This window comes from Pseudomonas sp. AA-38, from assembly GCF_029457475.1.
GTDB lineage: Bacteria > Pseudomonadota > Gammaproteobacteria > Pseudomonadales > Pseudomonadaceae > Aquipseudomonas.
On sequence record NZ_CP120359.1, the window covers coordinates 2,058,380 to 2,083,306 of the forward strand.

Genomic DNA, 24,927 nt, shown 5'->3' on the forward strand with positions numbered 1-24,927 from the left:
GCAGGGTCAGTAGGAGGGGTTGTCACCGATCATGATGCTCTGGCCATCGCTGATGGTCTCTTCCTCGAACAGCCGCCAGTTCTGGCTGCCTTCCTGGCCGAGCAGTTCGACGAAGCGGCGACCGCTGACCTGATCGACCATCTGCCCACGGTACTGGCCGTCCGCCGTCGGTTGCAGGATGACACGGCGATCGCGCTCCGGCTGGGTCGGAGAGATCAGGTTGAGCACGATCTGCTGTGGGCGGCTGTTACCCTGCAGGCTGAGCAGGGCGGTACCGGTGGTGTTGTCCAATACCAGCTCGCCATGTAGTTGCAGACGCTCGGCCAGTTTCTCGCGCTCCAGCGACTGGTTGATGCCTTTGCCGACGTCGTAGTAGTCGTCGGAAATCAACCCCGGTGGGTTTTTGGTGGCCAGGGTGAGCAGGGCAACGCCCTGCACCACCGAATAGCCCAGCAGGGCGATGATGAACCAGGGCCAGAACTGCTTGTACCAGGGTTTGGCTGGCGATGGTGCGTGCTCGGTCATGCTCTTTCCGTTGTCAGCGGACGCTTGGGCCGATGAAGCGGCTGTCAGCGTCGTTCTTGATACTGGGGTCGTCCGCCGATTGTACGTGGAAGACGATGTTGTTGGCGCTCGAGGGCAGCTTCTCCGGCGCGATGGAGAGCTCCACCGGGAAGGAGTACACCTCGCCGGCGAGGGCGCGCACCTCGCGCTTGCCTTCGTAGACCAGGCCGTCGAGGCCGTCGGCGCTGATCACGTAGGTCATGTCGTGCTGCGCCTTGTTCATGATCTTCAGGGTGTAGACGTTCTCGATGTAGCCACGCTCGTTCTCGCGAAATAGCACGCGATCCTTGAGCACGTCCAGCTCCACCAGCGGGCGGTTGGCCACGGCCCAGGCGAACAGGCCCATCATCGCCACCAGCGCGACAGCGTAGCCGATCAGGCGTGGCCGCAGCAGGTGGGTCTTGTGGCCGGACAGGTTGTGTTCAGTGGTGTAGCTGATCAGTCCCTTGGGATAGTTCATCTTCTCCATGATGCTGTCGCAGGCATCGATGCAGGCCGCGCAGCCGATGCACTCGATCTGCAGGCCGTCGCGGATGTCGATGCCAGTGGGGCAGACGTGCACGCACATCTTGCAGTCGATGCAGTCACCCAGGCCCTGGGCCTTGTAGTCCGCGTCCTTCTTGCGCGGGCCACGCTTCTCGCCGCGGCGCGGATCGTAGGAGACGATCAGGGTGTCCTGGTCGAACATCACGCTCTGGAAGCGCGCATAGGGGCACATGTAGATGCACACCTGCTCGCGCAGGTAGCCCGCATTGCCGTAGGTGGCGAGGGTGAAGAAGCCGATCCAGAAATAGGCCCAGCCGCTGGCCTGGCCGGTGAAGATCTCCACCACCAGGTCGCGAATCGGCGTGAAGTAGCCGACGAAGGTAATGGCGGTCAGCAGCGATACGCCGACCCAGATGCCATGCTTGGCGAGCTTGCGTCCCAGCTTGTTGCCGCTGATGGGTTGCTTGTCCAGCTTCATGCGCTGGTTGCGGTCACCCTCGGTGACTTTCTCCGCCCACATGAATACCCAGGTGAACACGCTCTGCGGGCAGGTATAGCCGCACCAGACGCGGCCGGCGAAGACGGTGATGAAGAACAGACCGAAGGCGCAGATGATCAGCAGCCAGGACAGCAGCATGAAGTCCTGCGGCCAGTAGGTGGCGCCGAAGATATGGAACTTGCGCTCCGGCAGGTTCCACCACACGGCCTGGCGACCATCCCAGTTGAGCCAGACGGTGCCGAAGAACAGCAGGAAGAGCAGGGCGCCGCCTGCGAGTCGCAGATTGCGGAACAGCCCGGTGAAGGCGCGGGTGTAGATCTTCTCGCGGCTGGCGTAGAGATCGACGCCGGCATTCTTGGCAGGGGGGGTGATGTCCTGGACAGGTATCTGATTGCTCATCGATGCGCACCACAGCGGTTGGTTGGCAGCCCAGGCCGATACGTGCCGGTCAGGGTCGTTTCACGGTACCCATATGGTACGCCTGAAAGACAACGCCCGGGTGCGACGAGCAGTCGCGACCCGGGCGTTCATTGACCCTTGTCAAAAGAGTCGTGCTGCGCTTACTGCTCTTCGCTCTGATGCGACAGGCTGTAAACGTAGGCAGCCAGCAGGTGCACCTTGTCGTTGCCGAGGAATTCTTCCTGGGCCGGCATCTTGCCGTGACGACCGTAGCGGATGGTCTGTTGCAACTGAGCATAGCTGCTGCCGTAGATGAACGCTGCCGGGTTGGTCAGGTTCGGCGCGCCCATGGCGGGGGTGCCCTTGCCGTCGGCGCCGTGGCACGCGAAGCAGGTGCCGGCGAAGACCTTCTGGCCAGCAGCGATGTCGGCTTCCACGCCTTCCGGCAGTTGACGGCCAGCCAGTTGGGTCAGCACGTAGGCGGCGACGTTGCGTACACCGTCTTCGCCGATGGCCGGGCCTTGGGCGGGCATGGCGCCTTCACGACCTTTGAGGATGGTGGTCTTGATGGTTTCCGGCTCGCCGCCCCAGCGCCATTCGTTGTCGGTCAGGTTGGGGAAACCATAGCTGCCCTTGGCATCGGAGCCGTGGCAGACCGAGCAGTTGGAGGCGAACAGGCGACCACCCATTTTCAGGGCTTGCTCGTCCTTGGCCACTTCCTCGATCGGCATGGCGGCGTACTTGGCGAACAGCGGGCCGTATTGCGCATCGGCGCGCGCCATTTCCTTCTCCCACTGGTGCACGCCGGTCCAGCCGGAGTGACGCATGGAGCCATCAGCAATCTGTACACCTTCTGCGAAGGGGGTCTTGCTCTCGCTGTCGAGGTAGTCGTACCCCGGCAGCAGGCCTTTGAAGTTGCCCAGGCCCGGATACAGGGCCAGGTAGCCCAGAGCGAAGACGATGGTGGCGACGAACAGCATGAACCACCACTTGGGCAGCGGGTTGTCATACTCCTCGATGCCATCGAAGCTGTGGCCGACGGTTTCGTCGGTCACTTCCTGGCGCTGGCCCTTGCGGGTGCCGAAGATCAGCCAGGTCAGGGCGAAGATGGTGCCCAGGGAGAGGATGGTTACGTACCAACTCCAGAACGTGGTCATTGGTTATTGCTCCTGGAAGAGTCTTGGTCACGCTTGGACTCGGGCTTGGTTTCGGGGTCGTCGGCGAAGGGCAGGTTGGCGGCTTCGTCGAAGCTGGACTTGCGCTTGCTGCTGTAGGCCCAGAGCACCACGCTGATGAAGGCGATGAACACCACCGCCGTGCCGATTCCGCGAATAGTCCCGATATCCATGGCGTCTTACCGTTTGTTCTTGATGGAAGTGCCGAGAACCTGCAGGTACGCGACCAGCGCGTCCATTTCGGTCTTGCCTTTCACTGCATCACGGGCACCGGCGATGTCCTCGTCGGTGTAGGGGATGCCGAAGCCACGCATGACTTCCATCTTCTTCGCGGTGTCCTTGCCATCGAGCTTGTTTTCCACCAGCCAGGGGTAGGCGGGCATCTTCGACTCGGGCACGACGTTGCGCGGGTTATAAAGGTGGGCGCGATGCCACTCGTCCGAGTAGCGGCCGCCGACGCGGGCCAGATCCGGGCCGGTACGCTTGGAGCCCCACAGGAAGGGGTGATCCCAGACGCTTTCGCCGGCGACGGAGTAGTGGCCGTAGCGCTCGGTTTCTGCACGGAACGGACGGATCATCTGCGAGTGGCAGCCGACGCAGCCGTTGGCGATGTAGATGTCACGGCCTTCCAGTTCCAGCGCGGTGTAGGGCTTGAGGCCTTCCACCGGCTCGTTGGTGACGTCCTGGAAGAACAGCGGAACGATCTGGGTCAGGCCGCCGATGCTGACGGCAATCACCATCAGCAGCGCCATCAGGCCGATATTCTTCTCGATGATTTCGTGTTTCATCAGTGAGCTACTCCGGCGGGAATCTGCGCAGCCGCATCGTATTCAGCCGGCTTGGCGGCACGCACGGTGCGGTAGGTGTTGTAAGCCATCAGCAGCATGCCGGTGACGAAGAAAGCGCCGCCGATCATGCGCACCACGAAGCCGGGATGGCTGGCTTCCAGCGCTTCGACGAAGGAGTAGGTCAGGGTGCCGTCTTCGTTGACTGCGCGCCACATCAGGCCCTGGGTGATGCCGTTGACCCACATCGAGGCGATGTAAAGCACGGTGCCGATGGTGGCCAGCCAGAAGTGGGCGTTGATCAGACCGATGCTGTGCATCTGCTCGCGGCCGAACACCTTCGGAATCAGGTGGTACAGCGAGCCGATGGAGATCATCGCTACCCAGCCGAGGGCACCGGCGTGTACGTGGCCGATGGTCCAGTCGGTGTAGTGGGACAGGGCGTTGACGGTCTTGATGGCCATCATCGGGCCCTCGAAGGTGCTCATGCCGTAGAAGGCCAGGGAGACCACGAGGAAGCGCAGGATCGGGTCGGTGCGCAGTTTGTGCCAGGCACCGGACAGGCTCATCATGCCGTTGATCATGCCACCCCAGCTCGGCGCCAGGAGGATCACCGACATGGCCATGCCGAGGGACTGGGCCCAGTCCGGCAGGGCGGTGTAGTGCAGGTGGTGCGGGCCGGCCCAGATGTACAGGGTGATCAGCGCCCAGAAGTGGACGATGGACAGGCGGTAGGAGTAGATCGGACGCTCGGCCTGCTTGGGTACGAAGTAGTACATCATGCCCAGGAAGCCGGTGGTCAGGAAGAAGCCCACGGCATTGTGACCGTACCACCATTGGATCATCGCGTCGGTGGCGCCGGAGTACATGGAGTAGGACTTGGTCAGACTGACCGGCATTTCCATGCTGTTGACGATGTGCAGCATGGCGGTGACCAGGATGAAGGCGCCGAAGAACCAGTTGCCCACATAGATGTGCTTGGTCTTGCGCTTCATGATGGTGCCGAAGAACACCAGCAGGTAGGTGATCCAGACCACACCCAGCAGGATGTCGATCGGCCACTCGAGTTCGGCGTATTCCTTGGAGCTGGTGTAGCCCAGGGGCAGGGTGATCACGGCGAGCACGATCACGGCTTGCCAGCCCCAGAAGGTGAATGCAGCCAGACCATCGGAAACCAGACGCGTCTGGCAGGTACGCTGGACCACGTAATACGAAGTCGCGAACAGTGCGCATCCGCCGAAGGCGAAGATCACCGCATTGGTATGCAAGGGACGCAGACGGCCGAAGCTGGTCCACGGCAGGCCTAGGTTGAGTTCCGGCCACACGAGTTGTGCGGCGATGAACACGCCTAGACCCATCCCTATGACCCCCCAGATCACCGTCATAATGGCGAACTGGCGGACCACCTTATAGTTATAAGCAGTCTGACTGATTGCTGTGCTCATGCTAGGGGTTCCACGGTTAATGGATTTTTATGGGGCAAAAATCGGCGGCAAGTATGGAGAAAGCAGGTAGCCATTGCAACGCAACCCACCGACACGATCAGGGTTTCAGGGCTTTTCATCGGCCTGTTGGTCAGGCCTGAAAAAGCGCCTTGCACCTCGTTGCGCAAGCAGTTTGCGCGGCGCTAGGAATGGATCGCCTTGGAATTGTATGCAGATGGCGACTGTCAACGAGCTTAGCGCAGGTGAAGGAGCCTGCGTTGCTGTTGGTCGGATGGTGCGACATCGGGTCGCATGAAGGGAGGGGCCGGTGGTCGCGGCTGCGACCACCGGCAAGAGGCGGGGTTATTGCTCTTTACCGTGGCTCAGCTTGTAGACATAGGCGGCCAGCAGGTGGGCCTTGTCGTTACCGAGGAAATCTTCCTGAGCAGGCATGTTGCCATTGCGACCATAGCGAATTGTCTGCTGCAGTTGAGCGAAGCTGCTGCCGTAGATGAATGCGCTCGGGTGGGTCAGATCCGGTGCGCCCAGGGCAGGTGTGCCCTTGCCGTCTGCGCCATGGCAGGCGAAGCAGGTAGTGGAGAAGATCTTCTCGCCTGCGGCGACATCCGCCACTTCGCCTTCCGGCAGTTCACGGCCACCCAGTTTGGTCAGCACGTAGGCGGCTGCGTTGCGTACGCCGTCCTCGCCGATCACCGCACCCTGCGGCGGCATCATGCCGTGACGCCCCTTGAGGATGGTGGTCTTGATGGTTTCCGGCTCGCCGCCCCAGCGCCAGCTATCGTCGGTCAGGTTGGGGAAACCGTAGCTGCCCTTGGCATCGGAACCATGGCACACCGCACAGTTGGAGGCGAACAGACGGCCGCCCATCTTCTGCGCCTGCTCGTCCTTGGCCACTTCGGCGATGGGCATGGCGGCGTACTTGGCGAAGATCGGGCCGTACAGCTCATCGGCACGATCCATCTCGCGCTGCCACTGATTGACCTGAGTCCAGCCGTCTTCGTAGCCGGGCAGCAGGCCCTTGAAGTTGCCCAGACCCGGGTAGAGCAGCAGGTAGGCTGCGCCGAACACCAGGGTGCCGAGGAACAGCATGAACCACCACTTGGGCAGCGGGTTGTCATACTCCTCGATGCCATCGAAGGCATGGCCCATGGTCTGCTCGGTCGGGTTCTTGTGCACTTCGCTCTTGCGGGTGGCGAAGATCAGCCAGAACAGCGCGACCATCGTGCCGACGGTGAGCAGGGTGACGTAGATGCTCCAGAAGGCTGTCATGCTTCATTACTCCAGACATCGGGCTTGTCGTCGGCGAACGGCAGGTTGGCCGCTGCGTTGAACTCGTCGCGGCGTTCGCCGCTATAGGCCCAGAAGGTGACTGCGGTGAAGGCGATCAGTACCAGTGCGGTACCCAGACCGCGCAACGTACCCACATCGATGAACTCGAACATGGCGCTTACCTCTTGTTCTTCACGGCGGTGCCGAGCACCTGCAGGTAGGCGACCAGCGCCTCCATCTCGGTCTTGCCCTTGACCGCGTCGCTGGCACCGGCAATGTCGGCGTCGCTGTAGGGCACGCCGAGGGTGCGCAGGGCACTCATCTTCTTGGCGGTGTCCTGGCCGTCGAGGGTGCCTTCCACCAGCCAGGGGTAGGCGGGCATCTTCGACTCGGGCACGACGTTGCGCGGGTTGTACAGGTGGGCGCGGTGCCACTCGTCCGAGTAGCGGCCGCCGACCCGTGCCAGATCCGGGCCGGTACGCTTGGAGCCCCACAGGAAGGGGTGATCCCAGACGCTTTCGCCGGCGACCGAGTAGTGGCCGTAGCGCTCGGTCTCGGCGCGGAACGGGCGGATCATCTGCGAGTGGCAGCCGACGCAGCCTTCACGGATGTAGATGTCACGGCCTTCCAGTTGCAGGGCGGTGTAGGGCTTGAGGCCATCGACCGGCTCGTTGGTGACGTCCTGGAAGAACAGCGGGACGATCTGGGTCAGGCCACCGATGCTGACCGCCAGGATCATCACCAGGGCCATCAGGCCGATGTTCTTCTCGAGAATCTCGTGTTTCATCAGTGGGCTCCTTCTACCGAGAACTGCGCGGCTGCTTCCATCTCCACGGATTTGGCGCTACGCACGGTCAGCCAGACGTTCCAGGCCATCAGCAGCATGCCGCTGAAGAAGATGGCGCCGCCGATCACCCGCACCACGAAGCCGGGGTGACTGGCTTCCAGCGCCTCGACGAAGGAGTAGGTGAGGGTGCCGTCCTCGTTGACCGCACGCCACATCAGGCCCTGGGTGATGCCGTTGACCCACATCGAGGCGATGTACAGCACGGTGCCGATGGTGGCCAGCCAGAAGTGGGCGTTGATCAGACCGATGCTGTGCATCTGCTCACGGCCGAACACCTTGGGAATCAGGTGATACAGCGAGCCGATGGACACCATGGCGACCCAGCCGAGGGCGCCGGCGTGTACGTGGCCGATGGTCCAGTCGGTGTAGTGGGACAGGGCGTTGACGGTCTTGATGGCCATCATCGGGCCCTCGAAGGTGCTCATGCCGTAGAAGGCCAGGGAGACCACGAGGAAGCGCAGGATCGGGTCGGTACGCAGTTTGTGCCAGGCACCGGAGAGGGTCATCATGCCGTTGATCATGCCGCCCCAGGAGGGGGCCAGAAGGATCAGCGACATCACCATGCCCAGGGACTGGGCCCAGTCAGGCAGCGCGGTGTAGTGCAGGTGGTGCGGGCCGGCCCAGATGTACACCGCGATCAGCGCCCAGAAGTGGACGATGGACAGGCGGTAGGAGTAGACCGGGCGACCGGCCTGCTTGGGCACGAAGTAATACATCATCCCCAGGAAACCGGCGGTGAGGAAGAAGCCCACGGCGTTGTGCCCGTACCACCACTGGATCATCGCATCGGTGGCGCCGGCATACAGCGAGTAGGACTTGGTCAGGGTGACCGGAATCTCCATGTTGTTGACCAGATGGAGAATGGCCACGGTGAGGATGAAACCACCGAAGAACCAGTTGCCCACATAGATGTGGCTGACCTTGCGCTGCATTACCGTACCGAAGAAGACGATGGCGTAGGACACCCAGACGATGGTGATGAGGATGTCGATGGGCCATTCCAGCTCGGCGTATTCCTTGGAACTGGTCCAGCCCAGTGGCAGGCTGATGGCTGCGAGCAGGATCACCAGTTGCCAGCCCCAGAAGGTGAAGGCCGCCAGTTTCGGCGCGAACAGCGTGGTCTGACTGGTGCGTTGCACCGCGTAGTAGCTGGTGGCGAACAGAGCGCAGCCACCGAAGGCGAAGATCACCGCATTGGTATGCAGCGGGCGGAGCCGGCCGAAGCTGGTCCAGGGTAGGTTGAAGTTCAGTTCGGGCCAGGCCAGCTGGGCAGCGATGAATACGCCGAGTCCCATGCCGACGATGCCCCAAACCACCGTCATAATGGCGAACTGGCGAACCACCCTGTAGTTGTAGGCGGAACGGGTTGTTGTGTTCATGTCTGGGCTTCCATCCACGGTTATGGCAGAGCGGCCGATACCCGTGGCACCCCTAGGCATGAGCAGGCCACGAACACCACGGATATCGACGCGAGGTAAGCATGAGCAAAGGGCCATCTGGGTTTATTGACGCCGGTCAATGTGAGTCGGGGCTGCCCTGGCAGTGGGACGAAGCGCCGCAGGGCGACGGGATTACCCTGATCCTCGCCCACGGCGCCGGCGCTCCCATGGACAGCCCGTTCATGCAGAGCATGGCTCGAGGCCTTGCCGCGCGCGGCGTGCAGGTGGTGCGCTTCGAGTTCGCCTATATGGCGCAACGACGTGTGGATGGGCGTAAGCGTCCACCCAATCCGCAGGCGCAACTGCTCCAGCAATGGCGCGAGGTATATGCCCAGGTGCGCCAACGGGTCGCAGGGCCGGTGGCCATCGGCGGCAAATCCATGGGCGGGCGCATGGCCAGCCTGCTGGCCGATGAGCTGGGGGCGGCAGCGCTGGTCTGCCTCGGCTATCCCTTCTATGCCGCCGGCAAACCGGAAAAGCCGCGAGTCGCGCACCTGGCCGAGCTGCGCACACCGACACTGATCGTGCAGGGTGAACGCGATGCGCTGGGCAGTCGCGAGGCCGTCGCCACTTACGATCTGTCACCGACCATCGAGCTGCACTGGTTACAGGCGGCCGATCATGATCTGAAACCCCTCAAGGCGTCCGGCTTCAGCCATGAACAGCACCTCGACACGGCGACCAGAAGCATCGTGGAGTTCCTCGCTTCGGATGCTGTTCGGTCACAGATGCGCTAGAGGCTGTTGCCGCTTCGTCGCGGCGTGCGCGATAGGGCAACAGAGCCTAGGCTGTTTCATAACCGTCGCAGACGCTGGCCGCTCGTGCCATGCCATCAGCAAGCGCTGCTATGCACCCCGGCTATGCACTTTCATTCGGATACCTTTTCGTGCCCGGCGTGTTGCAAAAGCGGTTGCGCTTGACCGATGGGTCACGCAATGTGACCTCTGCGTGTCCGGCCCGGCGCAGGGCGGCTGACAAAGGTTTTTGGCCTTCTTCGGTTGCATGTCCGGGTGATGGCCATCGTGCCTGCCACGCAATGGGGCGGCGCTTCATGACGGAAACATGGCGGCGCACCTTTGTGGTGCGTTTTGTTCGGATGCTGCTGGTATGTACTTGAAATTAAAGGATTAACTGCTCTGGCTCGGGGCTTGCAAAGGTACCTGCAAGTCCGGGTGACAAGGAGTACGGCATGGCCCGCACCTTTTATGACGAGATGTACGACGCGAGCGGCGCTGTCCGCCCGCATTACCGCGAATTTTCCCGCTGGCTGGCTGAGACGCCGGACGATCTGCTGGCCCAGCGCCGCCGAGAAGCCGACCTTCTGTTTCACCGCGCCGGTATCACTTTCACCCTCTATGGCGATGACCAGGGCACCGAGCGCCTGATTCCCTTCGACATCATCCCGCGTGCGATCCCCGCCAGCGAATGGCGCATCGTCGAACGCGGCTGCATTCAGCGTGTACAGGCGCTCAACCTGTTCCTCGCCGACCTCTACCACGACCAGCGCATCATCAAGGCGGGGATCATCCCGGCCGAGCAGGTGCTGGCCAACGAGGGCTACCAGATGGCCATGCAGGGCCTCGACCTGCACCGTGACATCTACGCGCATATCGCCGGGGTCGACCTGGTGCGTGACGGCGACGGCAGTTACTACGTGCTGGAAGACAACCTGCGCACCCCCAGCGGCGTCAGCTACATGCTCGAAGACCGCAAGATGATGATGCGACTGTTCCCTGAGCTGTTCGCCGCGCAGCGCGTGGCGCCGGTGGATCACTACCCGAACCTGCTGCTCGATGCGCTGAAGAGCTCCAGCCCGCTGGACAATCCCACGGTGGTGGTGCTGACGCCGGGGCGTTTCAACAGCGCCTACTTCGAGCATGCCTTCCTCGCCCGCGAAATGGGCGTAGAGCTGGTGGAGGGCGCCGACCTGTTCGTGCGTGACGACAAGGTTTACATGCGTACCACTGCCGGCGCCCGTCAGGTGGACGTGATCTACCGCCGCCTCGACGACGCCTTCCTCGACCCACTGGCCTTCAACCCCGAGTCCATGCTCGGCGTCGCCGGTTTGCTGTCGGCCTACCGCTCGCGCAATGTGGTGCTGGCCAATGCCATCGGCACCGGCGTGGCCGACGACAAGTCGGTCTACCCCTTCGTTGGCGACATGATCCGCTTCTACCTCGACGAGGAGCCGATTCTCAAGAACGTGCCCACCTGGCAGTGCCGCAAGCCGGAAGAGCTGTCCCACGTGCTGGCTCATCTGCCGGAGCTGGTGGTCAAGGAAACCCAAGGTTCCGGCGGCTACGGCATGCTGGTCGGCCCGGCGGCGAGCAAGGCCGAGATCGAGAACTTCCGCGCGCGGCTGATGGCCAAGCCGGAGGCCTATATCGCCCAGCCGACGCTGTGCCTGTCGACCTGTCCGACCTTCGTCGAACGCGGTATCGCTCCGCGCCACATCGACCTGCGTCCGTTCGTCCTCACCGGCCGCGAAACCCGCCTGGTGCCCGGCGGCCTGACGCGTGTGGCACTGCGCGAAGGCTCGCTGGTGGTCAACTCGTCGCAGGGCGGCGGTACCAAGGACACCTGGGTGGTGGAGGACTGACCCATGCTTTCGAGAACTGCCTCCGATCTGTACTGGATGTCGCGTTACCTGGAGCGTGCCGAGAACCTGGCGCGCATGCTCGACGTCAGCTATTCGCTGTCGCTGATGCCGCAGGACGGCCGTGGCGACGGCCTCGATGAGCTGGCCATGCCGCTGCTGATCACCGGCACCCTGGACGACTACCTGGAGCGCCATGGCCCGCTGCACGCCGAGCGCATGCTGCACTTCTTCGCCCTCGATGCGAGCAACCCCGGCAGCATCTACTGCTGCCTGCAGGTCGCGCGCAGCAATGCCCATGCGGTGCGCGGGCGGATCACCGCCGACATGTGGGAGAACATCAACGCCACCTGGCTGGAGATGCGCGGCATCGCCGAACAAGGCCTGGGGCGCTATGGCATCAGCCGTTTCTGCGAATGGGTCAAGGAACGTTCGCACCTGTTCCGTGGTGCCACCTTCGGCACCATCATGCGTGGCGAGGCCTATCGCTTCATCCGCCTGGGCACCTTCATCGAGCGCGCCGACAACACTCTGCGTCTGCTCGATGCCCGCTATGAAATGCTTGGCGAGGAAATCGACGAACTGGAAGAACGCACCGCCCGCAGCTATTACCAATGGAGTGCCTTGCTGCGGGCACTGTCCTCGTTCGAGGCCTTCGCTGAGAGCTACCGCGGCTCGCCGCGTACGCGCAAGGTGGCCGAACTGCTCTTGCTGCGCCCGGACGTGCCGCGCTCGCTGCGTGCCTGCATGGAAGAACTCAACCTGATGCTTTCCGGTCTACCCGGAGAGAATGGTCGCCCGGCACAACGCCTGGCCGCCGAACTGGATGCCCGCCTGCGCTACACCAGCATCGATGAAGTGCTCGACGAAGGCCTGCATGCCTGGCTGACCGACTTCATCCTGCTGGTGCGCCAGCTAGGCAACACCATCCATACGTCCTATCTGGAGGTCGCATGAGACTCTCGATCAGCCATGACACCACCTACCATTACGATGATCAGGTGCGCGCGAGCATCCAGTACCTACGCCTGACTCCGCATGACAGCGAACGCCAGCAGGTGCTCAGTTGGCAGCTCGACCTGCCGCGCCCGGTGCACGCCCAGCTCGACCCCTACGGCAATATCCTGCACGTACTGACCCTGGACGAGCCGCACGAGTCCATCGTCATCGGCGCTCGCGGTCAGGTGGACATCGACGAAAGCTGCGAAGCCGAGCACGAGAGCCAGTCGGCCTTGCCCTTCCTACGCTTCACTCGTTTGACCCAGGCCGACGATGCCATCCGCGAATTCGCCGCTCAGCAGAGCAAGTCACGCACCGATCGCAATGGGCTGATCGACCTGATGCACGCGCTCAACGCCCATATCGCCTACCAGCCGGGCATCACCGCAGTGGACACCAGCGCCGCTGAGGCTTTCGCGGGCCGCCGTGGCGTCTGCCAGGATCACACCCATGCCTTCCTCGCCTGCGCGCGCAGCCTCGGCGTGCCGGCGCGCTACGTGTCGGGTTATCTGTACACCGACGACGCCGAGCACCTGGCCAGCCACGCCTGGGCCGAGGCCTGGGTGGGCGACGCCTGGTACAGCTTCGACGTGACCAACTGCCTGGCACGCCCGGAGCGCCATCTCAAGCTGGCGGTAGGCTTGGACTACCTTGACGCCTGCCCGGTACGTGGCATGCGCCGTGGTGGCGGTTGCGAGCAGATGCACGCCCAGGTGCAGGTGGCGCCGTTGTTGCAGGTGCGACAGCAGTGAAGTGTCGATAGGCGTTGGGAGGGAGTAGGGTGCGCTGTGCGCACCTCCGACCGAAACATCGGTGCGCACGGCGCACCCTACTACAGATTCGTGCTGCCCTTGCGCTGTGCCATGTGCCGCAGATAGGCGATCAGGCGCTCTAGTTCGGCGCTCGGCAATACCGTTTCGCTGAACCCCGGCATACGCCCCTGCGGCCAGCGCCGCAGGCTCTGTGGGTCGCGGATGTACTGGCGCAGGAAGTCGCCTGTGAAGTATTCGGTGGGGTTGTGTGGCAGGTTCAGGTCGGGGCCGAACTCGGCATCGCCGGCGCCATTGAGGCGATGGCAGGCCATGCAGTTCTTCTGGTAGACGGCGAAACCGGCCTGCACGTCAGCGCTGGCATCCACCGCTGGCACCAGGGCGGGGAAGCGCTGGGCGACCGGCGCCAACTGGCGAATCGTCGCGACCTGATAGGGCCATTGTTCGGGGCCGATCTGACTGGCCGCCGGATTGCTCCAGACCAGGTAGAAAGGCCCGGCGCTGGGTTTGCCCTTGGCCAGCGCCGGCCAGGGCTGTCGCTCGTCCTCCACGGCCAGCCAGGCGCGAGCCCCCTGTGTGGCCAGTAGGGTGGCGGCGGGCAATTCGGCGGCGAAACCATCGAGCGCCACCGCTTGCAGGTGATCACCAGGGGCGATGCGATCGAGCAGAACGCTTATCGGCACGGCGCGATAGTGCATGCTGCGCTTGTAGGCCACATCGTCGGGGATTTCGATATCGCGCGCCTGCGGGTGATTCAGCAGCTCGGCGCTGCTCCAGGTACGCCTGGCATCGCCCTGGATCACTTGCAGTTCGGCACTCTGTACGCTGCAGGCCAGGAGCAGCAGGCTGGCGAGCAGGGCTTTCATCGGGCCGACTCGAGCAGCGGGGCCAGGTCGTCGTAGGCGCCGGCGTTGATCACCTGGCTGTAGCCCAGTGCCTGCAGTTTTTCCTGGGCCAGTGACGAGCGCCGTCCGCTGCGGCAATACAGCACCAACGGCCGATCCTTGTCGGGGGCCAGCTCGGCGATGTGCGAGGCGATCTGCTCATGGCCGATGCGAATGGCGCCGGGCAGGGCGCCGTCGGCGAATTCCTGCTCGGTGCGTACATCGATCAGCACGGCAGCGGGCTGGCGCAATGCAGCCAGGGCTGCGTCCTGGTCGATCTCCCCGGCCTGGGCCAGACCACTCAAGGTGAGAAGCAGCAGTAACGGGCGCATGTCGAACTCCTGTGCAGGGGCGTACAGCATCGCCTGACAGAAAGCCCGGGTCTAGCAGGCTGTTGAAAAACTACCTCGGCTTTGGCTTCCTGCGTCGCTCTACCTCCTGCATCCATGCAGTCGTCGCCTACGTTTCTCAACGGCCTGCTAGGGGCTGCGCCTCAACTGACCAGCCGGGTCAGGTTGGGAATGATCAGGATGACGGTGGTGGCGAAGAGAATGATGCCCGCCTGGCGGAGTTTCGGTTGTTTGAACATGGCCGGTGCCTTTGTTGTTATTGGCTGGTGTTCGGCACCGCTGCGCGACCGCTTGGCTGCTGCGACTTCTGGGCCTGATCCTGTCACTCGCCCCGGCATGACCCGGCGACGATCCCATGCACCTTGACGACTGCGTGCACGAACAACTCTAGGCCGGGTACCGGCAGTTTTTTAGACAACTTGGTTGCAAGCAGCGCAGTCATCGTACCTTAGCGTTATGCCAGTTCCTGACCGTTGGCACAGGAACCTTGCGCTAGACGGCTTGCTCGATCAGACGAAGCTTCCGGGGGCAGGATGACCGTTCGTCTGAGCTTTGTAGTCAATGCCCCTGAGCGCTTAGGTCATTGAGCCAGCAGGTGGCGGCGCTATGGTAGAGGTGCTCGACAAGAACAGGCCTGCTAGCGCCACACCATATCCGAGGACGCCATGACCGAAGCATATATTTTCGATGCGGTGCGCACACCGCGTGGCAAGGGCAAGAAGGACGGCGCGCTGTACAGCGTCAAGCCGGTTCAGCTAATTGCCGGCCTGCTCAATGCCCTGCAAACGCGCAACGATCTGGATACCAGCCAGGTCGACGACATCGTGTTGGGCTGCGTGACGCCCGTGGGCGATCAGGGTGCCGACATCGCCAAGACCGCAGCCATGGTCGCGGACTGGGACGTCAGCGTCGCCGGCGTGCAGCTCAACCGCTTCTGCGCCTCGGGGCTTGAGGCGGTGAACATGGGCGCGATGAAGGTACGCTCCGGCTTCGAGGACCTGGTGGTGGTGGGCGGCGTGGAGTCCATGTCGCGCGTGCCCATGGGCTCGGACGGCGGCGCCTGGGTGATGGACCCGGAAACCAACATCCACACCAATTTCGTACCGCAGGGTATCGGTGCCGACCTGATCGCCACCCTGGAGGGTTTCAGCCGCGCCGATGTCGATGCCTTCGCCCTGCGCTCGCAGCAGAAGGCGGCGCGCGCCAGCGCCGATGGCTCGTTCGCCAGGTCGCTGGTGCCGGTGATCGACCAGAACGGCATCGTGCTGCTCGACCATGACGAATTCATCCGTGGCGATTCGACTCTGGAAGGCCTCGGCAAGCTCAAGCCGAGCTTCGAGATGATGGGGCAGATGGGCTTCGACTCCACTGCACTGCGCGTCTACAGCCATGTCGAGCGCATCGAGCACGTGCATACGCCGGGCAACAGCTCCGGCATCGTCGACGGCGCGGCGTTGATGCTGATCGGCTCGGCGGCCAAGGGCAAGGAACTGGGCCTGAAGCCGCGCGCGCGCATCGTCGCCACGGCGGTGACCAGCACCGACCCGACCATCATGCTCACCGGCCCGGCGCCGGCCACGCGCAAGGCGCTGGCCAAGGCGGGACTCTCCATCGACGACATCGACCTGTTCGAGGTCAACGAGGCTTTTGCCTCCGTTGTCATGAAGTTCATGAAGGACATGGGCGTGAGCGAGGACAAGGTCAACGTCAACGGCGGTTCCATCGCCATGGGCCACCCGCTGGGCGCCACCGGCTGCGCAATCCTCGGCACACTGCTCGATGAACTGGAGAAGCGCCAGTTGCGCTACGGCCTTGCCACCCTCTGCGTGGGCGGCGGCATGGGCATCGCCACCATCATCGAACGAATCTGATCGGTAGGGTGAAACCCGCCATTCGTGTGCTGGCGGGTTGCACCCGCCCTACGCAGCTCCCACAGCTTTGGGAAGAGAATACAAAAATGACTGACGCCATCCGTTACGAAAAAGGCCAGGACAATATCGTCGTCCTGACCATGGACATGCCCGGCCAGAGCGCCAATACCATGAACGCGGCGTATCGCGAGGCCATGGGCCAGATCGTCGACCGTCTGGAAGCCGAGAAGGATTCGCTTGCCGGGGTGATCATCACCTCGGCGAAGAAGACCTTCTTCGCCGGCGGCGACCTCAATGAACTGATCAAGGTCACCCAGGCCGAGGCCCAGGGTTTCTACGCGATGATCCTCAAGGTCAAGGGCCAGCTACGCCGCCTGGAAACCCTCGGCAAGCCGATGGTCGCCGCCATCAACGGTGCGGCGCTGGGTGGCGGCTGGGAAATCGCTCTGGCCTGCCACCACCGCATTGCCCTGAACGAGAGCCACGTCCAGCTCGGCTTGCCGGAAGTCACCCTCGGCCTGCTGCCAGGGGGGGGCGGAGTGGTGCGCATGGTGCGCCTGCTTGGCCTGGAAAAGGCCCTGCCGTACCTGGCCGAGGGTAAGAAGGTACGCCCGGACGCTGCGCTCAAGGCCGGCCTGATCCACGATCTGGCCGGCGACCGTGAGGAGATGCTGGCCAAAGCGCGTGCCTGGATCGCCGCCAACCCGGCGGCCAAGCAGCCGTGGGATGTGCAGGGCTACAAGATCCCCGGCGGCACGCCGAGTTCGCCGAACGTGGCGCAGATGCTGGCCATCGCGCCGAGCGTGCTGCGCGACAAGACCAAGGGCTGCTTCCCGGCGCCGGAAAAGATCATGTGCGCCGCCGTCGAGGGCGCGCAGGTGGACTTCGACACCGCACAGATCATCGAGGCGCGTTACTTCACCGAGCTGACCTGCGGCCAGGTGGCGAAGAACATGATCGGCACCTTCTGGTTTCAGCTCAACGAGATCAACGCTGGCGGCTCGCGCCCTCAGGGCTATGCGAAAACCCAGACGAAGAAGGTCGGCGTGCTTGGTGCCGGCATGATGGGGGCAGGCATCGCCTACGTGTCCGCGGCTGCCGGTATCGAGGTGGTGCTCAAGGATGTATCCCTCGAAGCGGCGGAGAAGGGCAAGGGCTACTCGGCCAAGCTGCTGGACAAGAAGGTGAGCAAGGGCCATATGACGGCCTCGCAGCGCGAGGCCTTCCTGGGGCTGATCAAGGCCACCGACAACGAGGCTGATTTCGCCGGCTGCGACCTGATCATCGAAGCGGTGTTCGAGGATCGCGCGCTCAAGGGCAAGGTCACCGCTGCCGCCGAAGCCGCTGCGCTGAGCGATGCGGTGATCGCTTCCAACACCTCGACGTTGCCGATTACCGGCCTGGCGACTGCCGTGGCCAAGCCGGAGAATTTCATCGGCCTGCATTTCTTCAGCCCGGTGGACAAGATGCCGCTGGTGGAGATCATCCGTGGCGAGAAGACCTCGGATGAAACGCTGGCGCGCGGCTTCGACTACGTCATGCAGATCAAGAAGACCCCCATCGTGGTCAACGACAGCCGTGGCTTCTTCACCTCACGGGTGTTCGCCACCTTCACCAACGAAGGCCTGGCCATGCTCGGCGAGGGTGTCAGCGCGGCGCTGATCGAGAACGAGGCGCGCAAGGCCGGCATGCCGGTCGGGCCGCTTGCGATCAGCGACGAGGTGTCGATGAGCCTGATGAGCCATATCCGTCAGCAAACCCTCGCGGATCTGGCCGCCGAGGGCAAATCCATCCCTGAGCACCCGGCCTTCGCCGTCATCGACCTGATGGTGAGTGAGTACAAGCGTCCGGGCAAGGCGGCTGGGGCCGGTTTCTATGAGTATCCGGCCAGCGGCAAGAAACACCTGTGGCCCGAGCTCAAGGCGCGTTTCGAGAAGGCCGATGCGCAGATCGCTCAGGAGGATGTGCGCGACCGCATTCTGTTCATCCAGGCCATCGAAACGGTGCGCTGCATGGAAGAGGGCGTACTGAAATCGGTGGCCGATGCCAACGTCGGCTCGATCTTCGGCATCGGTTTCGCCGCCTGGACCGGTGGTGCGCTGCAGTTCATCAACCAGTACGGGGTCAAGGACTTCGTGGCTCGCGCGCAGTACCTGGCCGAGCAGTATGGCGAGCGCTTCCTGCCGCCGGCGCTGCTGCTGGATAAGGCGGCCAGGGGCGAGACGTTCTGAGATCTGGCAGGGCTGGTCGGCAGGGGCATCGCAGCCCTGCCGCCGGCTTGGCGCCGCTGGTCGGGTTGCTGCCGGCAGCCCATATTCGTCTACCCTAAGTTCTCTGCAGGGCGTATGATTCGCGCCCTTTTGATCATCCATCATTACACCGGGAGGTGCCTTAGATGAACGAACTCGAAACCCAGCGTCCGGCTGGGGAAAAACTGCAGAAGGTGCTGGCGCGCATGGGCCTGGGCTCGCGCCGCGAGATCGAGACCTGGATCAGCGAGGGCCGCGTCAAGGTCAATGGCGCCGTGGCCGGGCTGGGGCAGCGCGTCGAGATCAGCGACGCCATCGTGCTCGACGGCCGCTTGCTCAAGCGCGAAGAAGTCGCCACCTCGGTGCGCCGCGTACTGATCTACAACAAGCCCGACGGCGAGATCTGCACCCGTGACGACCCGGAAGGCCGTTCCACGGTTTTCGAGCGTCTGCCGCGCCCGCGTGAGGGGCGCTGGATCAATATTGGCCGTCTCGACATCAACACCACCGGCCTGCTGCTGTTCACCACCGACGGTGAACTGGCCAACCGCCTGATGCACCCCTCCTACCAGATGGATCGCGAGTACGCCGTGCGCGTGCGCGGCGAAGTCACCGAGGAAATGCTGGAAAACCTGAAAAAGGGCGTGATGCTCGAGGACGGCCCGGCCAAGTTCACCGATATCAAGGAAGCGCCGGGCGGCGATGGCCTTAACCACTGGTATCACTGCGTGGTGATGGAAGGGCGCAACCGCGAGGTGCGTCGTCTCTGGGAATCCCAGGGCCTGGTGGTCAGCCGGCTGAAGCGTGTGCGTTTCGGTCCGGTGTTCCTTACCTCCGACATCACCATGGGCCGCTGGCGCGAGATGGATCAGCGCGAAGTGGACATCCTCAGCGCCGAAGTGGGGCTGACGCCGCAAGCGCTGCCGGTGATGAAGGAAAAGGTACGCGACAAGCTCGACCGCCTGCAGCGCAAGTCGGCCAAGCCGGCCGAAGTGCGCGGCAAGCGCGTGCTGCGTCCTGCCAAGGACGAGGCTGGCGAGGGCGAGCGTGCGAGCCGGCCGGCGCGTCAGCGTGATGGCGAACAGCGGGGGTCTCGCGGCCCGCGTCAGGAGGGTGGCGAGCGTCGTGAACGTGGCACTCCTGTGGCCGAGCGCCCGGGCGATGTGAAGAAGCGTCAGCCGCGCCCAGCGGTGGAGTTGGCCGATCGCCCCGCGCGCAAACCGCGCCCTTCGTCGCCGGGCAAGCGCCCGTCGGGTGGTGATGGTCAGCGTCCAGGCTTCGGGCGTAAGCGATAGAGCAGCTACAAGCTGCAAGTGGGTCATCGCTTGTAGCTTGTAGCTTGTAGCTTGTAGCTTGTAGCTTGCGGTTGCTCTTATCCCGCCATACTCAAGCGGTTACGCCCTTCGCGCTTGGCGATATAGAGCGCGTTGTCAGCGCGGCGCAGCAGGCTCTCGCTGGACTCACCCGGCAGCAGGCTGGCGCAACCGAGGCTGATGGACACTTCGATGGGTTGGCCGGCATTCAGGCATTGCAGTTCCAGCACGGCGAAGCGCAGGCGTTCGCCGACCTGAGCGGCTGCCTCGCGGCCAGTGTTGGAGAGGATGATGAGGAACTCCTCACCGCCATAGCGGAACACCATGTCGACATTGCGCAGTTGCTGCTTGAGCGTCTGCGCGACGGCCTTGAGCACCTCGTCACCCTGAGCGTGACCGTGAGTGTCGTTGATCATCTTGAAGTGGTCGATATCCAGCATCAGCAGCGACAGCGGATGCAGGTTGCGCCTGGCCATGTCGACTTCGCGTTGCAGCACCTGATCCATGGCGATGCGGTTGCCTGTATTGGTCAGTGGGTCGCGCAGGGCGCTTAGCAGGGCGGTGCGGTAGAGCAGGGCGTTGCGCAGCGGGAACAGCAGGCAGGCCAGCAAAGACTCGAGCTGGGCCAGTTCGTCATCGTCGAAGCGCTGACGGCGGCGAAAGGTCAGCTCGCCCAGGTACTCACCGTCATGGCTGAGGCGGTAGCCCGCCGAATGCGGAGCACGCTCGCCCAGCTCCAGGCGCAGATCGTGCGACGAATGCTGGAACCCCATCGCGTCGATTGGCACCAGCGATTGCACCTCACGGTAGAACAGCTCGAGGATGCGCTCGATCTCCAGGCTGGTTTGTAGCTGCAGGTTCAGTTGCTGGCGCAGCTCGGCCAGCGTGGTGGGTTTGAGCGGCAGGTTGCGATTGCCGGAAAAGCCCAGACGCTGCAGTTTGGCTGCATCGAAATCAATGGTGTTGGGGCGGCGGGGGGGGGCCATACGACTGAACCTCTGGCGCAAGAGTGCGACGACGAAGAGGTTAGAGCGAATTCCGTGCCAGGTGTTTCGTGGTGATCTAAAAGTCCTTATTAATCAGTTGCTTGCTTGATTTTAAAGAGGCCTGCCGGCAAGTATTTGCCGGCTTTGCAGAAAGGTTGATGGCAAATTGATGCCGCTTGCGCCGGAAAGCTGTCGCCGCCTTGGGCCGGGCTGGCAGCTATTGCGCATCCAGCGCCTGACCATTGACGCCCTGGCTGTCCGGGCCCATCAGATAGAGATAGAGCGGCATGATCGCTTCCGGCTCGGGGCGGCTTGCCGGGTTCTCCGCCGGGTAGGCCTGGGCGCGCATGGAGGTGCGCGTGGCGCCGGGGTTGACGCTGTTGGCGCGTACGTTGGCGATGCCGTCCAGCTCGTCGGCCATCACTTGCATCAGGCCTTCGGTGGCGAACTTGGACACCGCGTAGGCACCCCAGTAGGCGCGTCCCTTACGACCGACGCTGCTGGAGGTGAAGATCACCGAGGCGTCCTGCGACAGCTTGAGCAGCGGCAGCAGGGTGCTGCTGAGCATGAACATGGCGTTGACGTTGACGTGCATCACCCGCATGAAGTTGTCGCCGGAAAGCTGTTCCAGCGGCGTGCGCGGGCCGAGGATGGAGGCGTTGTGCAGCAGGCCGTCGAGGCGACCGAACTCGTTCTCGATCATCACCGCCAGTTCGTCGTATTGATGCGGCAGGGCGGTTTCCAGGTTGAAGGGGATCACCACCGGCTGCGGATGGCCGGCGGCTTCGATCTCGTCATAGACCTGGCTCAGGTTGGCTTCGGTCTTGCCCAGCAGCAGCACGGTGGCGCCATGGGCCGCGAAGCTTTTCGCGGCCGCAGCCCCGATGCCGCGGCCGGCACCGGTGATCAGGATCACCCGATCCTTGAGCAGGTCGGGGCGGGCGCTGTAGTCGTACATGGACAAATCTCCTTCGCAGAGCTGCAAGCCTCAAGCTGCAAGCTTCAAGAAAAAACAGAAAACGAAATGGTGGCCGCCTGCCGCTGCTGTGCTAGCAGCCACAGAGGGCGCGATCGAGCATGGCGCGTAGCTCCGAGGGGTGGTCGACCACCGCGTCGGCGCCCCAGTTGCGGGGGTTGTCTTCAGGGTGGATATAGCCGTAGGTGACTGCCACCGTGCGGCAGCCGGCCGCGCGGCCTGAGTCGATATCGCGGGCATCGTCGCCGACGAACAGGGTTTCCTCGGGTTTCACGCCCATTTTTTGGCAGGCCAGCAGGAGCATGTCCGGCGCCGGCTTGCTCTGCTCGACGTGATCCGGGCAGACCAGCACCACCGAGCGCTCGGCCAGGCCCAGGCGCTGCATGATCGGCTCGGCGTAGCGCACCGGTTTGTTGGTGGCCACGCCCCACGGCAGGCGCGCGTGTTCGATGTCGGCGAGCAGGGCTTCGATGCCGTCGAACGGGCGGGTCAGCACCGCGCAGTGTTCTTGGTAGCGTTCGAGGAATTCCAGGCGCAGGGCCTCGAAGGCGGGCGAGTCCGGCGCTTCGTCGAAGGCGCAGGCGACCATGGCGCGGGCACCGCCGGAAACCTGGTCGCGAATGGCCTTGTCCGGCAGCGGCGGCAGGCCACGGGCGACACGCATGGCCTGGGTGATGGCGATGAAGTCCGGTGCCGAATCGAGCAGCGTGCCGTCCATATCGAAAAGAACCGCTTGCAAACGCATGCGTCTCACTCCTCGCGCAGCGTCTGGATCATGTAGTTGACGTCGACGTCGGCGGCCAGTTTGTAATGCTTGGTCAGCGGGTTGTAGGTCAGGCCGATGATGTCCTTGACCTCCAGCCCGGCGGCACGGCTCCAGGCGCCGAGCTCGGAGGGGCGGATGAATTTCTTGAAGTCGTGGGTGCCGCGTGGCAGCAAGCGCAGGATGTACTCGGCGCCGATCACTGCGAACAGGTAGGACTTGGGGTTGCGGTTGATGGTGGAGAAGAACACCTGGCCGCCAGGTTTGACCAGCTTGTGGCAGGCGCGGATCACCGAGGACGGATCGGGCACGTGCTCGAGCATTTCCAGGCAGGTGACCACGTCGAACTGGCCGGGCATTTCTTCGGCCAGGGCTTCGGCGGTGATCTGCCGGTACTCGACTTCGACGCCGGACTCCAACTGGTGCAACTGGGCCACCGACAGCGGCGCTTCGCCCATGTCGATGCCGGTGACGCTGGCGCCGCGCTGAGCCATGGCTTCGCTGAGGATGCCGCCACCGCAGCCGACGTCCAGCACACGCTTGCCGGCCAGGCCGACGCGCTCGTCGATCCAGTTGACGCGCAAGGGGTTGATGTCGTGCAGGGGTTTGAACTCGCTTTCCCTGTCCCACCAGCGGTGAGCCAGGGCCTCGAATTTGGCGATTTCGGCGCGGTCGACGTTGCTCATAAGCATCTCTTTTTTCAAAGCATGGAAAGCGTATCGCCGCTATGTTGCCAGTTTAGGCGTGTGCATGGAGCGGCGCGAATTCGTTCAATGTATGTCAGTTTGTCGCAGGGTCGGTGTCATGTGCTTGACGGCTGGCACCGCTGATCCGGCTTCCCCAGGCCCTGGCCCTGGCGATCAGCTCGGTCTCGTCCATGCGCGTCAGGCGGCCGTCTTCCAGGAGCTGCTTGCCGCCGACCCACAGGTGCCTCACACAGTCGCGGCCACTGGCATAGATCAGTTGCGACACCGGGTCGTAGATTGGTTGCTGGGCCAGTCCGGAAAGGTCGAAGGCTACCACGTCGGCCAGCTTGCCCACTTCCAGTGAGCCGACCTGTGCCTCCAGGCCGAGGGCGCGGGCGCCATTGAGCGTGGCCATGCGCAAGGCGCTATGGGCGTTCAGCGCGGTGGCCGAACCGGCCACCGCCTTGGCCAGCAGGGCCGCCGTGCGGGTTTCGCCGAGCAGGTCGAGGTCGTTGTTGCTCGCCGCACCGTCGGTGCCGATGGCGACGTTGACGCCCGCCTGCCACAGGCGCTCGACCGGGCAGAAGCCGCTGGCCAGCTTGAGGTTGGATTCCGGGCAGTGGATCACGCTGCAGTTATGCTCCACCAGCAGCGCCAGATCCTCGTCGTCGATCTGGGTCATGTGCACGGCCTGGAAGCGTGGCCCGAGCAGGCCCAGGCGCGCCAGGCGTGCCAGCGGCCGTTCGCCCTGCTTGGCCATGGCTTCGGCCACTTCCTGGGCGGTTTCGTGCACGTGCATCTGGATGCCAGCATCCAGTTCGTCGGCCAGCACGCGTATTTCCTCGAGCTTGTCGTCGCTGACCGTATAAGGGGCGTGTGGGCCGAAGGCGATGCGGATGCGTGGGTGTTGCTTGAGGTCATCGAACAGTTGCAGGCCCTTGCGCAGCGCTTCTGCCGCGTTGAGCGCGCCGGGCACGGGAAAGTCCAGTACCGGCACGCTGATCTGCGCACGCACGCCGGCATCGTGCACGCATTGGCAGGCCACCTGCGGGTAGAAGTACATGTCGGAGAAACAGGTGATGCCGACTTTGATCTGCTCGGCAATGGCCAGCTCGGTGCCGTCACGAACGAAGTCCTCGTCGACCCATTGGCCTTCGGCCGGCCAGATGTGCTCGTGCAGCCAGGTCATCAACGGCAGGTCGTCGGCAATGCCGCGCAGCAGGCTCATGGCCGCGTGGCCGTGGGCGTTGATCAGGCCGGGGGCGAGCAGGCAGTGTGGCAGCTCGCGTACTTCCCGAGCGCCCTGGCGCAGGGCTTCCTCGCGCGGGGCGAGCAGGGCGATCTGGCCATCGCGGATGCCCAGGGCATGATCGCGCAGCACGACGCCAGCCGGCTCCACCGGAACCAGCCAGGTGGGGAGAAGCAGTAGATCGAGTGGAGCTGAGGGCATCAGGCTATCCGTTTGGATCGAGGGCATGGGTGGGCGCCAGTTTATAGAGGAACATCAGGCGCTTGAAGCGTCTGCATGCAGATGCTTGCTGTCTGAGCGCTGGCCAGGCGGCGTATACTTAGCTGT

24 protein-coding genes are annotated in these 24,927 nt (G+C 63.6%); 7 read left to right on the plus strand and 17 right to left on the minus strand.

Features of this window, described 5'->3' with window-relative positions; translation table 11 throughout:
• Window positions 1-6: 6 nt before the first annotated feature.
• The 10 genes from PVE35_RS09415 to ccoN (PVE35_RS09460) all read right to left on the minus strand — a co-directional run bounded on the left by PVE35_RS09415 (window position 7) and on the right by ccoN (PVE35_RS09460) (window position 8,848).
• Window positions 7-525 carry a FixH family protein gene (locus tag PVE35_RS09415; protein ID WP_277374471.1) on the minus strand — a complete coding sequence of 173 codons (519 nt, stop codon included), beginning with the start codon at window positions 523-525 and terminating at the stop codon, window positions 7-9.
• Between the two features lie 13 nt (window positions 526-538).
• Window positions 539-1,948 (minus strand): cytochrome c oxidase accessory protein CcoG, encoded by a 1,410-nt coding sequence (ccoG, locus tag PVE35_RS09420; RefSeq protein WP_268177930.1) that lies wholly within the window; start codon window positions 1,946-1,948, stop codon window positions 539-541.
• Window positions 1,949-2,109: 161 nt separating this feature from the next.
• Window positions 2,110-3,105, minus strand: a complete 996-nt coding sequence (gene ccoP, locus PVE35_RS09425; protein ID WP_268177929.1) for a cytochrome-c oxidase, cbb3-type subunit III — start codon at window positions 3,103-3,105, stop codon at window positions 2,110-2,112.
• The gene (locus tag PVE35_RS09430; protein WP_268177928.1) at window positions 3,102-3,296 is read right to left on the minus strand and encodes a cbb3-type cytochrome c oxidase subunit 3; all 195 of its coding nucleotides are present in this window, start codon (window positions 3,294-3,296) and stop codon (window positions 3,102-3,104) included. The genes ccoP (PVE35_RS09425) and PVE35_RS09430 overlap by 4 nt, the downstream gene beginning before the upstream one ends.
• Window positions 3,297-3,302: 6 nt before the next feature.
• Window positions 3,303-3,911, minus strand: a complete 609-nt coding sequence (gene ccoO / locus PVE35_RS09435; protein ID WP_134675985.1) for a cytochrome-c oxidase, cbb3-type subunit II — start codon at window positions 3,909-3,911, stop codon at window positions 3,303-3,305.
• Entirely contained in the window at window positions 3,911-5,353 is a 1,443-nt protein-coding gene (gene ccoN / locus PVE35_RS09440; RefSeq protein ID WP_268177927.1) for a cytochrome-c oxidase, cbb3-type subunit I, read from the minus strand. The genes ccoO (PVE35_RS09435) and ccoN (PVE35_RS09440) overlap by 1 nt, the downstream gene beginning before the upstream one ends.
• 342 nt (window positions 5,354-5,695) lie before the next feature.
• Window positions 5,696-6,622: a cytochrome-c oxidase, cbb3-type subunit III gene (ccoP, locus tag PVE35_RS09445; protein WP_268177926.1), complete on the minus strand. Its 927-nt coding sequence runs from the start codon at window positions 6,620-6,622 to the stop codon at window positions 5,696-5,698.
• Window positions 6,619-6,795 (minus strand): cbb3-type cytochrome c oxidase subunit 3, encoded by a 177-nt coding sequence (locus tag PVE35_RS09450; RefSeq protein ID WP_268177924.1) that lies wholly within the window; start codon window positions 6,793-6,795, stop codon window positions 6,619-6,621. Before PVE35_RS09450 ends, ccoP (PVE35_RS09445) begins: the two co-directional genes overlap by 4 nt.
• Before the next feature lie 5 nt (window positions 6,796-6,800).
• Entirely contained in the window at window positions 6,801-7,409 is a 609-nt protein-coding gene (gene ccoO, locus PVE35_RS09455) for a cytochrome-c oxidase, cbb3-type subunit II (protein ID WP_268177923.1), read from the minus strand.
• Window positions 7,409-8,848, minus strand: coding sequence for a cytochrome-c oxidase, cbb3-type subunit I (ccoN, locus tag PVE35_RS09460; RefSeq protein ID WP_268177922.1), 1,440 nt, complete (start codon window positions 8,846-8,848; stop codon window positions 7,409-7,411). Before ccoN (PVE35_RS09460) ends, ccoO (PVE35_RS09455) begins: the two co-directional genes overlap by 1 nt.
• 101 nt (window positions 8,849-8,949) lie before the next feature.
• Here ccoN (PVE35_RS09460) and PVE35_RS09465 point away from each other — a divergent pair, with 101 nt between their 5' ends.
• From PVE35_RS09465 to PVE35_RS09480, 4 genes are all read left to right on the plus strand, one after another.
• Window positions 8,950-9,645, plus strand: a complete 696-nt coding sequence (locus PVE35_RS09465; RefSeq protein ID WP_277374472.1) for an alpha/beta fold hydrolase — start codon at window positions 8,950-8,952, stop codon at window positions 9,643-9,645.
• Window positions 9,646-10,097: 452 nt separating this feature from the next.
• Window positions 10,098-11,507 carry a circularly permuted type 2 ATP-grasp protein gene (locus tag PVE35_RS09470; RefSeq protein ID WP_277374473.1) on the plus strand — a complete coding sequence of 470 codons (1,410 nt, stop codon included), beginning with the start codon at window positions 10,098-10,100 and terminating at the stop codon, window positions 11,505-11,507.
• 3 nt (window positions 11,508-11,510) lie between these two features.
• A complete protein-coding gene (locus tag PVE35_RS09475; RefSeq protein ID WP_277374474.1) occupies window positions 11,511-12,461 on the plus strand; it encodes an alpha-E domain-containing protein in 951 nt (316 codons plus the stop codon).
• On the plus strand, window positions 12,458-13,255 hold the full coding sequence (locus PVE35_RS09480; protein WP_268177919.1) for a transglutaminase family protein: 798 nt from the start codon (window positions 12,458-12,460) through the stop codon (window positions 13,253-13,255). Before PVE35_RS09475 ends, PVE35_RS09480 begins: the two co-directional genes overlap by 4 nt.
• Before the next feature lie 80 nt (window positions 13,256-13,335).
• On the opposite strand, the gene PVE35_RS09485 is transcribed toward PVE35_RS09480, so the two are convergent.
• Together PVE35_RS09485 and PVE35_RS09490 are read right to left on the minus strand one after the other, a co-directional pair.
• Window positions 13,336-14,139 carry a cytochrome c gene (locus PVE35_RS09485; RefSeq protein WP_277374475.1) on the minus strand — a complete coding sequence of 268 codons (804 nt, stop codon included), beginning with the start codon at window positions 14,137-14,139 and terminating at the stop codon, window positions 13,336-13,338.
• On the minus strand, window positions 14,136-14,489 hold the full coding sequence (locus PVE35_RS09490; protein WP_277374476.1) for a rhodanese-like domain-containing protein: 354 nt from the start codon (window positions 14,487-14,489) through the stop codon (window positions 14,136-14,138). The genes PVE35_RS09485 and PVE35_RS09490 overlap by 4 nt, the downstream gene beginning before the upstream one ends.
• Before the next feature lie 683 nt (window positions 14,490-15,172).
• Here PVE35_RS09490 and PVE35_RS09495 point away from each other — a divergent pair.
• The 3 genes from PVE35_RS09495 to rluB all read left to right on the plus strand — a co-directional run bounded on the left by PVE35_RS09495 (window position 15,173) and on the right by rluB (window position 19,922).
• Window positions 15,173-16,378, plus strand: a complete 1,206-nt coding sequence (locus PVE35_RS09495) for an acetyl-CoA C-acetyltransferase (protein WP_268177916.1) — start codon at window positions 15,173-15,175, stop codon at window positions 16,376-16,378.
• Between the two features lie 86 nt (window positions 16,379-16,464).
• A complete protein-coding gene (locus PVE35_RS09500; protein ID WP_277374477.1) occupies window positions 16,465-18,609 on the plus strand; it encodes a 3-hydroxyacyl-CoA dehydrogenase NAD-binding domain-containing protein in 2,145 nt (714 codons plus the stop codon).
• A gap of 164 nt (window positions 18,610-18,773) precedes the next feature.
• Window positions 18,774-19,922, plus strand: coding sequence for a 23S rRNA pseudouridine(2605) synthase RluB (gene rluB, locus PVE35_RS09505; protein WP_277374478.1), 1,149 nt, complete (start codon window positions 18,774-18,776; stop codon window positions 19,920-19,922).
• Window positions 19,923-19,999: 77 nt separating this feature from the next.
• Here rluB and PVE35_RS09510 read toward each other — a convergent pair whose 3' ends face one another.
• The 5 genes from PVE35_RS09510 to PVE35_RS09530 form a co-directional block, all read right to left on the minus strand.
• The gene (locus PVE35_RS09510) at window positions 20,000-20,926 is read right to left on the minus strand and encodes a GGDEF domain-containing protein (protein ID WP_268177913.1); all 927 of its coding nucleotides are present in this window, start codon (window positions 20,924-20,926) and stop codon (window positions 20,000-20,002) included.
• 217 nt (window positions 20,927-21,143) lie between these two features.
• Window positions 21,144-21,884, minus strand: a complete 741-nt coding sequence (locus tag PVE35_RS09515) for a YciK family oxidoreductase (protein WP_268177912.1) — start codon at window positions 21,882-21,884, stop codon at window positions 21,144-21,146.
• 91 nt (window positions 21,885-21,975) lie between these two features.
• Window positions 21,976-22,647, minus strand: coding sequence for an N-acetylmuramic acid 6-phosphate phosphatase MupP (gene mupP, locus PVE35_RS09520; RefSeq protein ID WP_277374479.1), 672 nt, complete (start codon window positions 22,645-22,647; stop codon window positions 21,976-21,978).
• Window positions 22,648-22,652: 5 nt separating this feature from the next.
• Window positions 22,653-23,351, minus strand: coding sequence for a bifunctional 2-polyprenyl-6-hydroxyphenol methylase/3-demethylubiquinol 3-O-methyltransferase UbiG (ubiG, locus tag PVE35_RS09525; protein ID WP_268177910.1), 699 nt, complete (start codon window positions 23,349-23,351; stop codon window positions 22,653-22,655).
• Window positions 23,352-23,445: 94 nt separating this feature from the next.
• Complete coding sequence (locus PVE35_RS09530; RefSeq protein WP_277374480.1) at window positions 23,446-24,801, minus strand: TRZ/ATZ family hydrolase; 1,356 nt, start codon at window positions 24,799-24,801, stop codon at window positions 23,446-23,448.
• Window positions 24,802-24,927 lie beyond the last annotated feature (126 nt).

What these genes read in the sequence shown, in the direction of transcription:
- PVE35_RS09415 (WP_277374471.1), bottom strand. Translation starts at nt 525, where the DNA reads ATGACCGAGCACGCACCATCGCCAGCCAAACCCTGGTACAAGCAGTTC.
- ccoG (WP_268177930.1), bottom strand. Translation starts at nt 1,948, where the DNA reads ATGAGCAATCAGATACCTGTCCAGGACATCACCCCCCCTGCCAAGAAT.
- ccoP (WP_268177929.1), bottom strand. Translation starts at nt 3,105, where the DNA reads ATGACCACGTTCTGGAGTTGGTACGTAACCATCCTCTCCCTGGGCACC.
- PVE35_RS09430 (WP_268177928.1), bottom strand. Translation starts at nt 3,296, where the DNA reads ATGGATATCGGGACTATTCGCGGAATCGGCACGGCGGTGGTGTTCATC.
- ccoO (WP_134675985.1), bottom strand. Translation starts at nt 3,911, where the DNA reads ATGAAACACGAAATCATCGAGAAGAATATCGGCCTGATGGCGCTGCTG.
- ccoN (WP_268177927.1), bottom strand. Translation starts at nt 5,353, where the DNA reads ATGAGCACAGCAATCAGTCAGACTGCTTATAACTATAAGGTGGTCCGC.
- ccoP (WP_268177926.1), bottom strand. Translation starts at nt 6,622, where the DNA reads ATGACAGCCTTCTGGAGCATCTACGTCACCCTGCTCACCGTCGGCACG.
- PVE35_RS09450 (WP_268177924.1), bottom strand. Translation starts at nt 6,795, where the DNA reads ATGTTCGAGTTCATCGATGTGGGTACGTTGCGCGGTCTGGGTACCGCA.
- ccoO (WP_268177923.1), bottom strand. Translation starts at nt 7,409, where the DNA reads ATGAAACACGAGATTCTCGAGAAGAACATCGGCCTGATGGCCCTGGTG.
- ccoN (WP_268177922.1), bottom strand. Translation starts at nt 8,848, where the DNA reads ATGAACACAACAACCCGTTCCGCCTACAACTACAGGGTGGTTCGCCAG.
- PVE35_RS09465 (WP_277374472.1), top strand. Translation starts at nt 8,950, where the DNA reads ATGAGCAAAGGGCCATCTGGGTTTATTGACGCCGGTCAATGTGAGTCG.
- PVE35_RS09470 (WP_277374473.1), top strand. Translation starts at nt 10,098, where the DNA reads ATGGCCCGCACCTTTTATGACGAGATGTACGACGCGAGCGGCGCTGTC.
- PVE35_RS09475 (WP_277374474.1), top strand. Translation starts at nt 11,511, where the DNA reads ATGCTTTCGAGAACTGCCTCCGATCTGTACTGGATGTCGCGTTACCTG.
- PVE35_RS09480 (WP_268177919.1), top strand. Translation starts at nt 12,458, where the DNA reads ATGAGACTCTCGATCAGCCATGACACCACCTACCATTACGATGATCAG.
- PVE35_RS09485 (WP_277374475.1), bottom strand. Translation starts at nt 14,139, where the DNA reads ATGAAAGCCCTGCTCGCCAGCCTGCTGCTCCTGGCCTGCAGCGTACAG.
- PVE35_RS09490 (WP_277374476.1), bottom strand. Translation starts at nt 14,489, where the DNA reads ATGCGCCCGTTACTGCTGCTTCTCACCTTGAGTGGTCTGGCCCAGGCC.
- PVE35_RS09495 (WP_268177916.1), top strand. Translation starts at nt 15,173, where the DNA reads ATGACCGAAGCATATATTTTCGATGCGGTGCGCACACCGCGTGGCAAG.
- PVE35_RS09500 (WP_277374477.1), top strand. Translation starts at nt 16,465, where the DNA reads ATGACTGACGCCATCCGTTACGAAAAAGGCCAGGACAATATCGTCGTC.
- rluB (WP_277374478.1), top strand. Translation starts at nt 18,774, where the DNA reads ATGAACGAACTCGAAACCCAGCGTCCGGCTGGGGAAAAACTGCAGAAG.
- PVE35_RS09510 (WP_268177913.1), bottom strand. Translation starts at nt 20,926, where the DNA reads ATGGCCCCCCCCCGCCGCCCCAACACCATTGATTTCGATGCAGCCAAA.
- PVE35_RS09515 (WP_268177912.1), bottom strand. Translation starts at nt 21,884, where the DNA reads ATGTACGACTACAGCGCCCGCCCCGACCTGCTCAAGGATCGGGTGATC.
- mupP (WP_277374479.1), bottom strand. Translation starts at nt 22,647, where the DNA reads ATGCGTTTGCAAGCGGTTCTTTTCGATATGGACGGCACGCTGCTCGAT.
- ubiG (WP_268177910.1), bottom strand. Translation starts at nt 23,351, where the DNA reads ATGAGCAACGTCGACCGCGCCGAAATCGCCAAATTCGAGGCCCTGGCT.
- PVE35_RS09530 (WP_277374480.1), bottom strand. Translation starts at nt 24,801, where the DNA reads ATGCCCTCAGCTCCACTCGATCTACTGCTTCTCCCCACCTGGCTGGTT.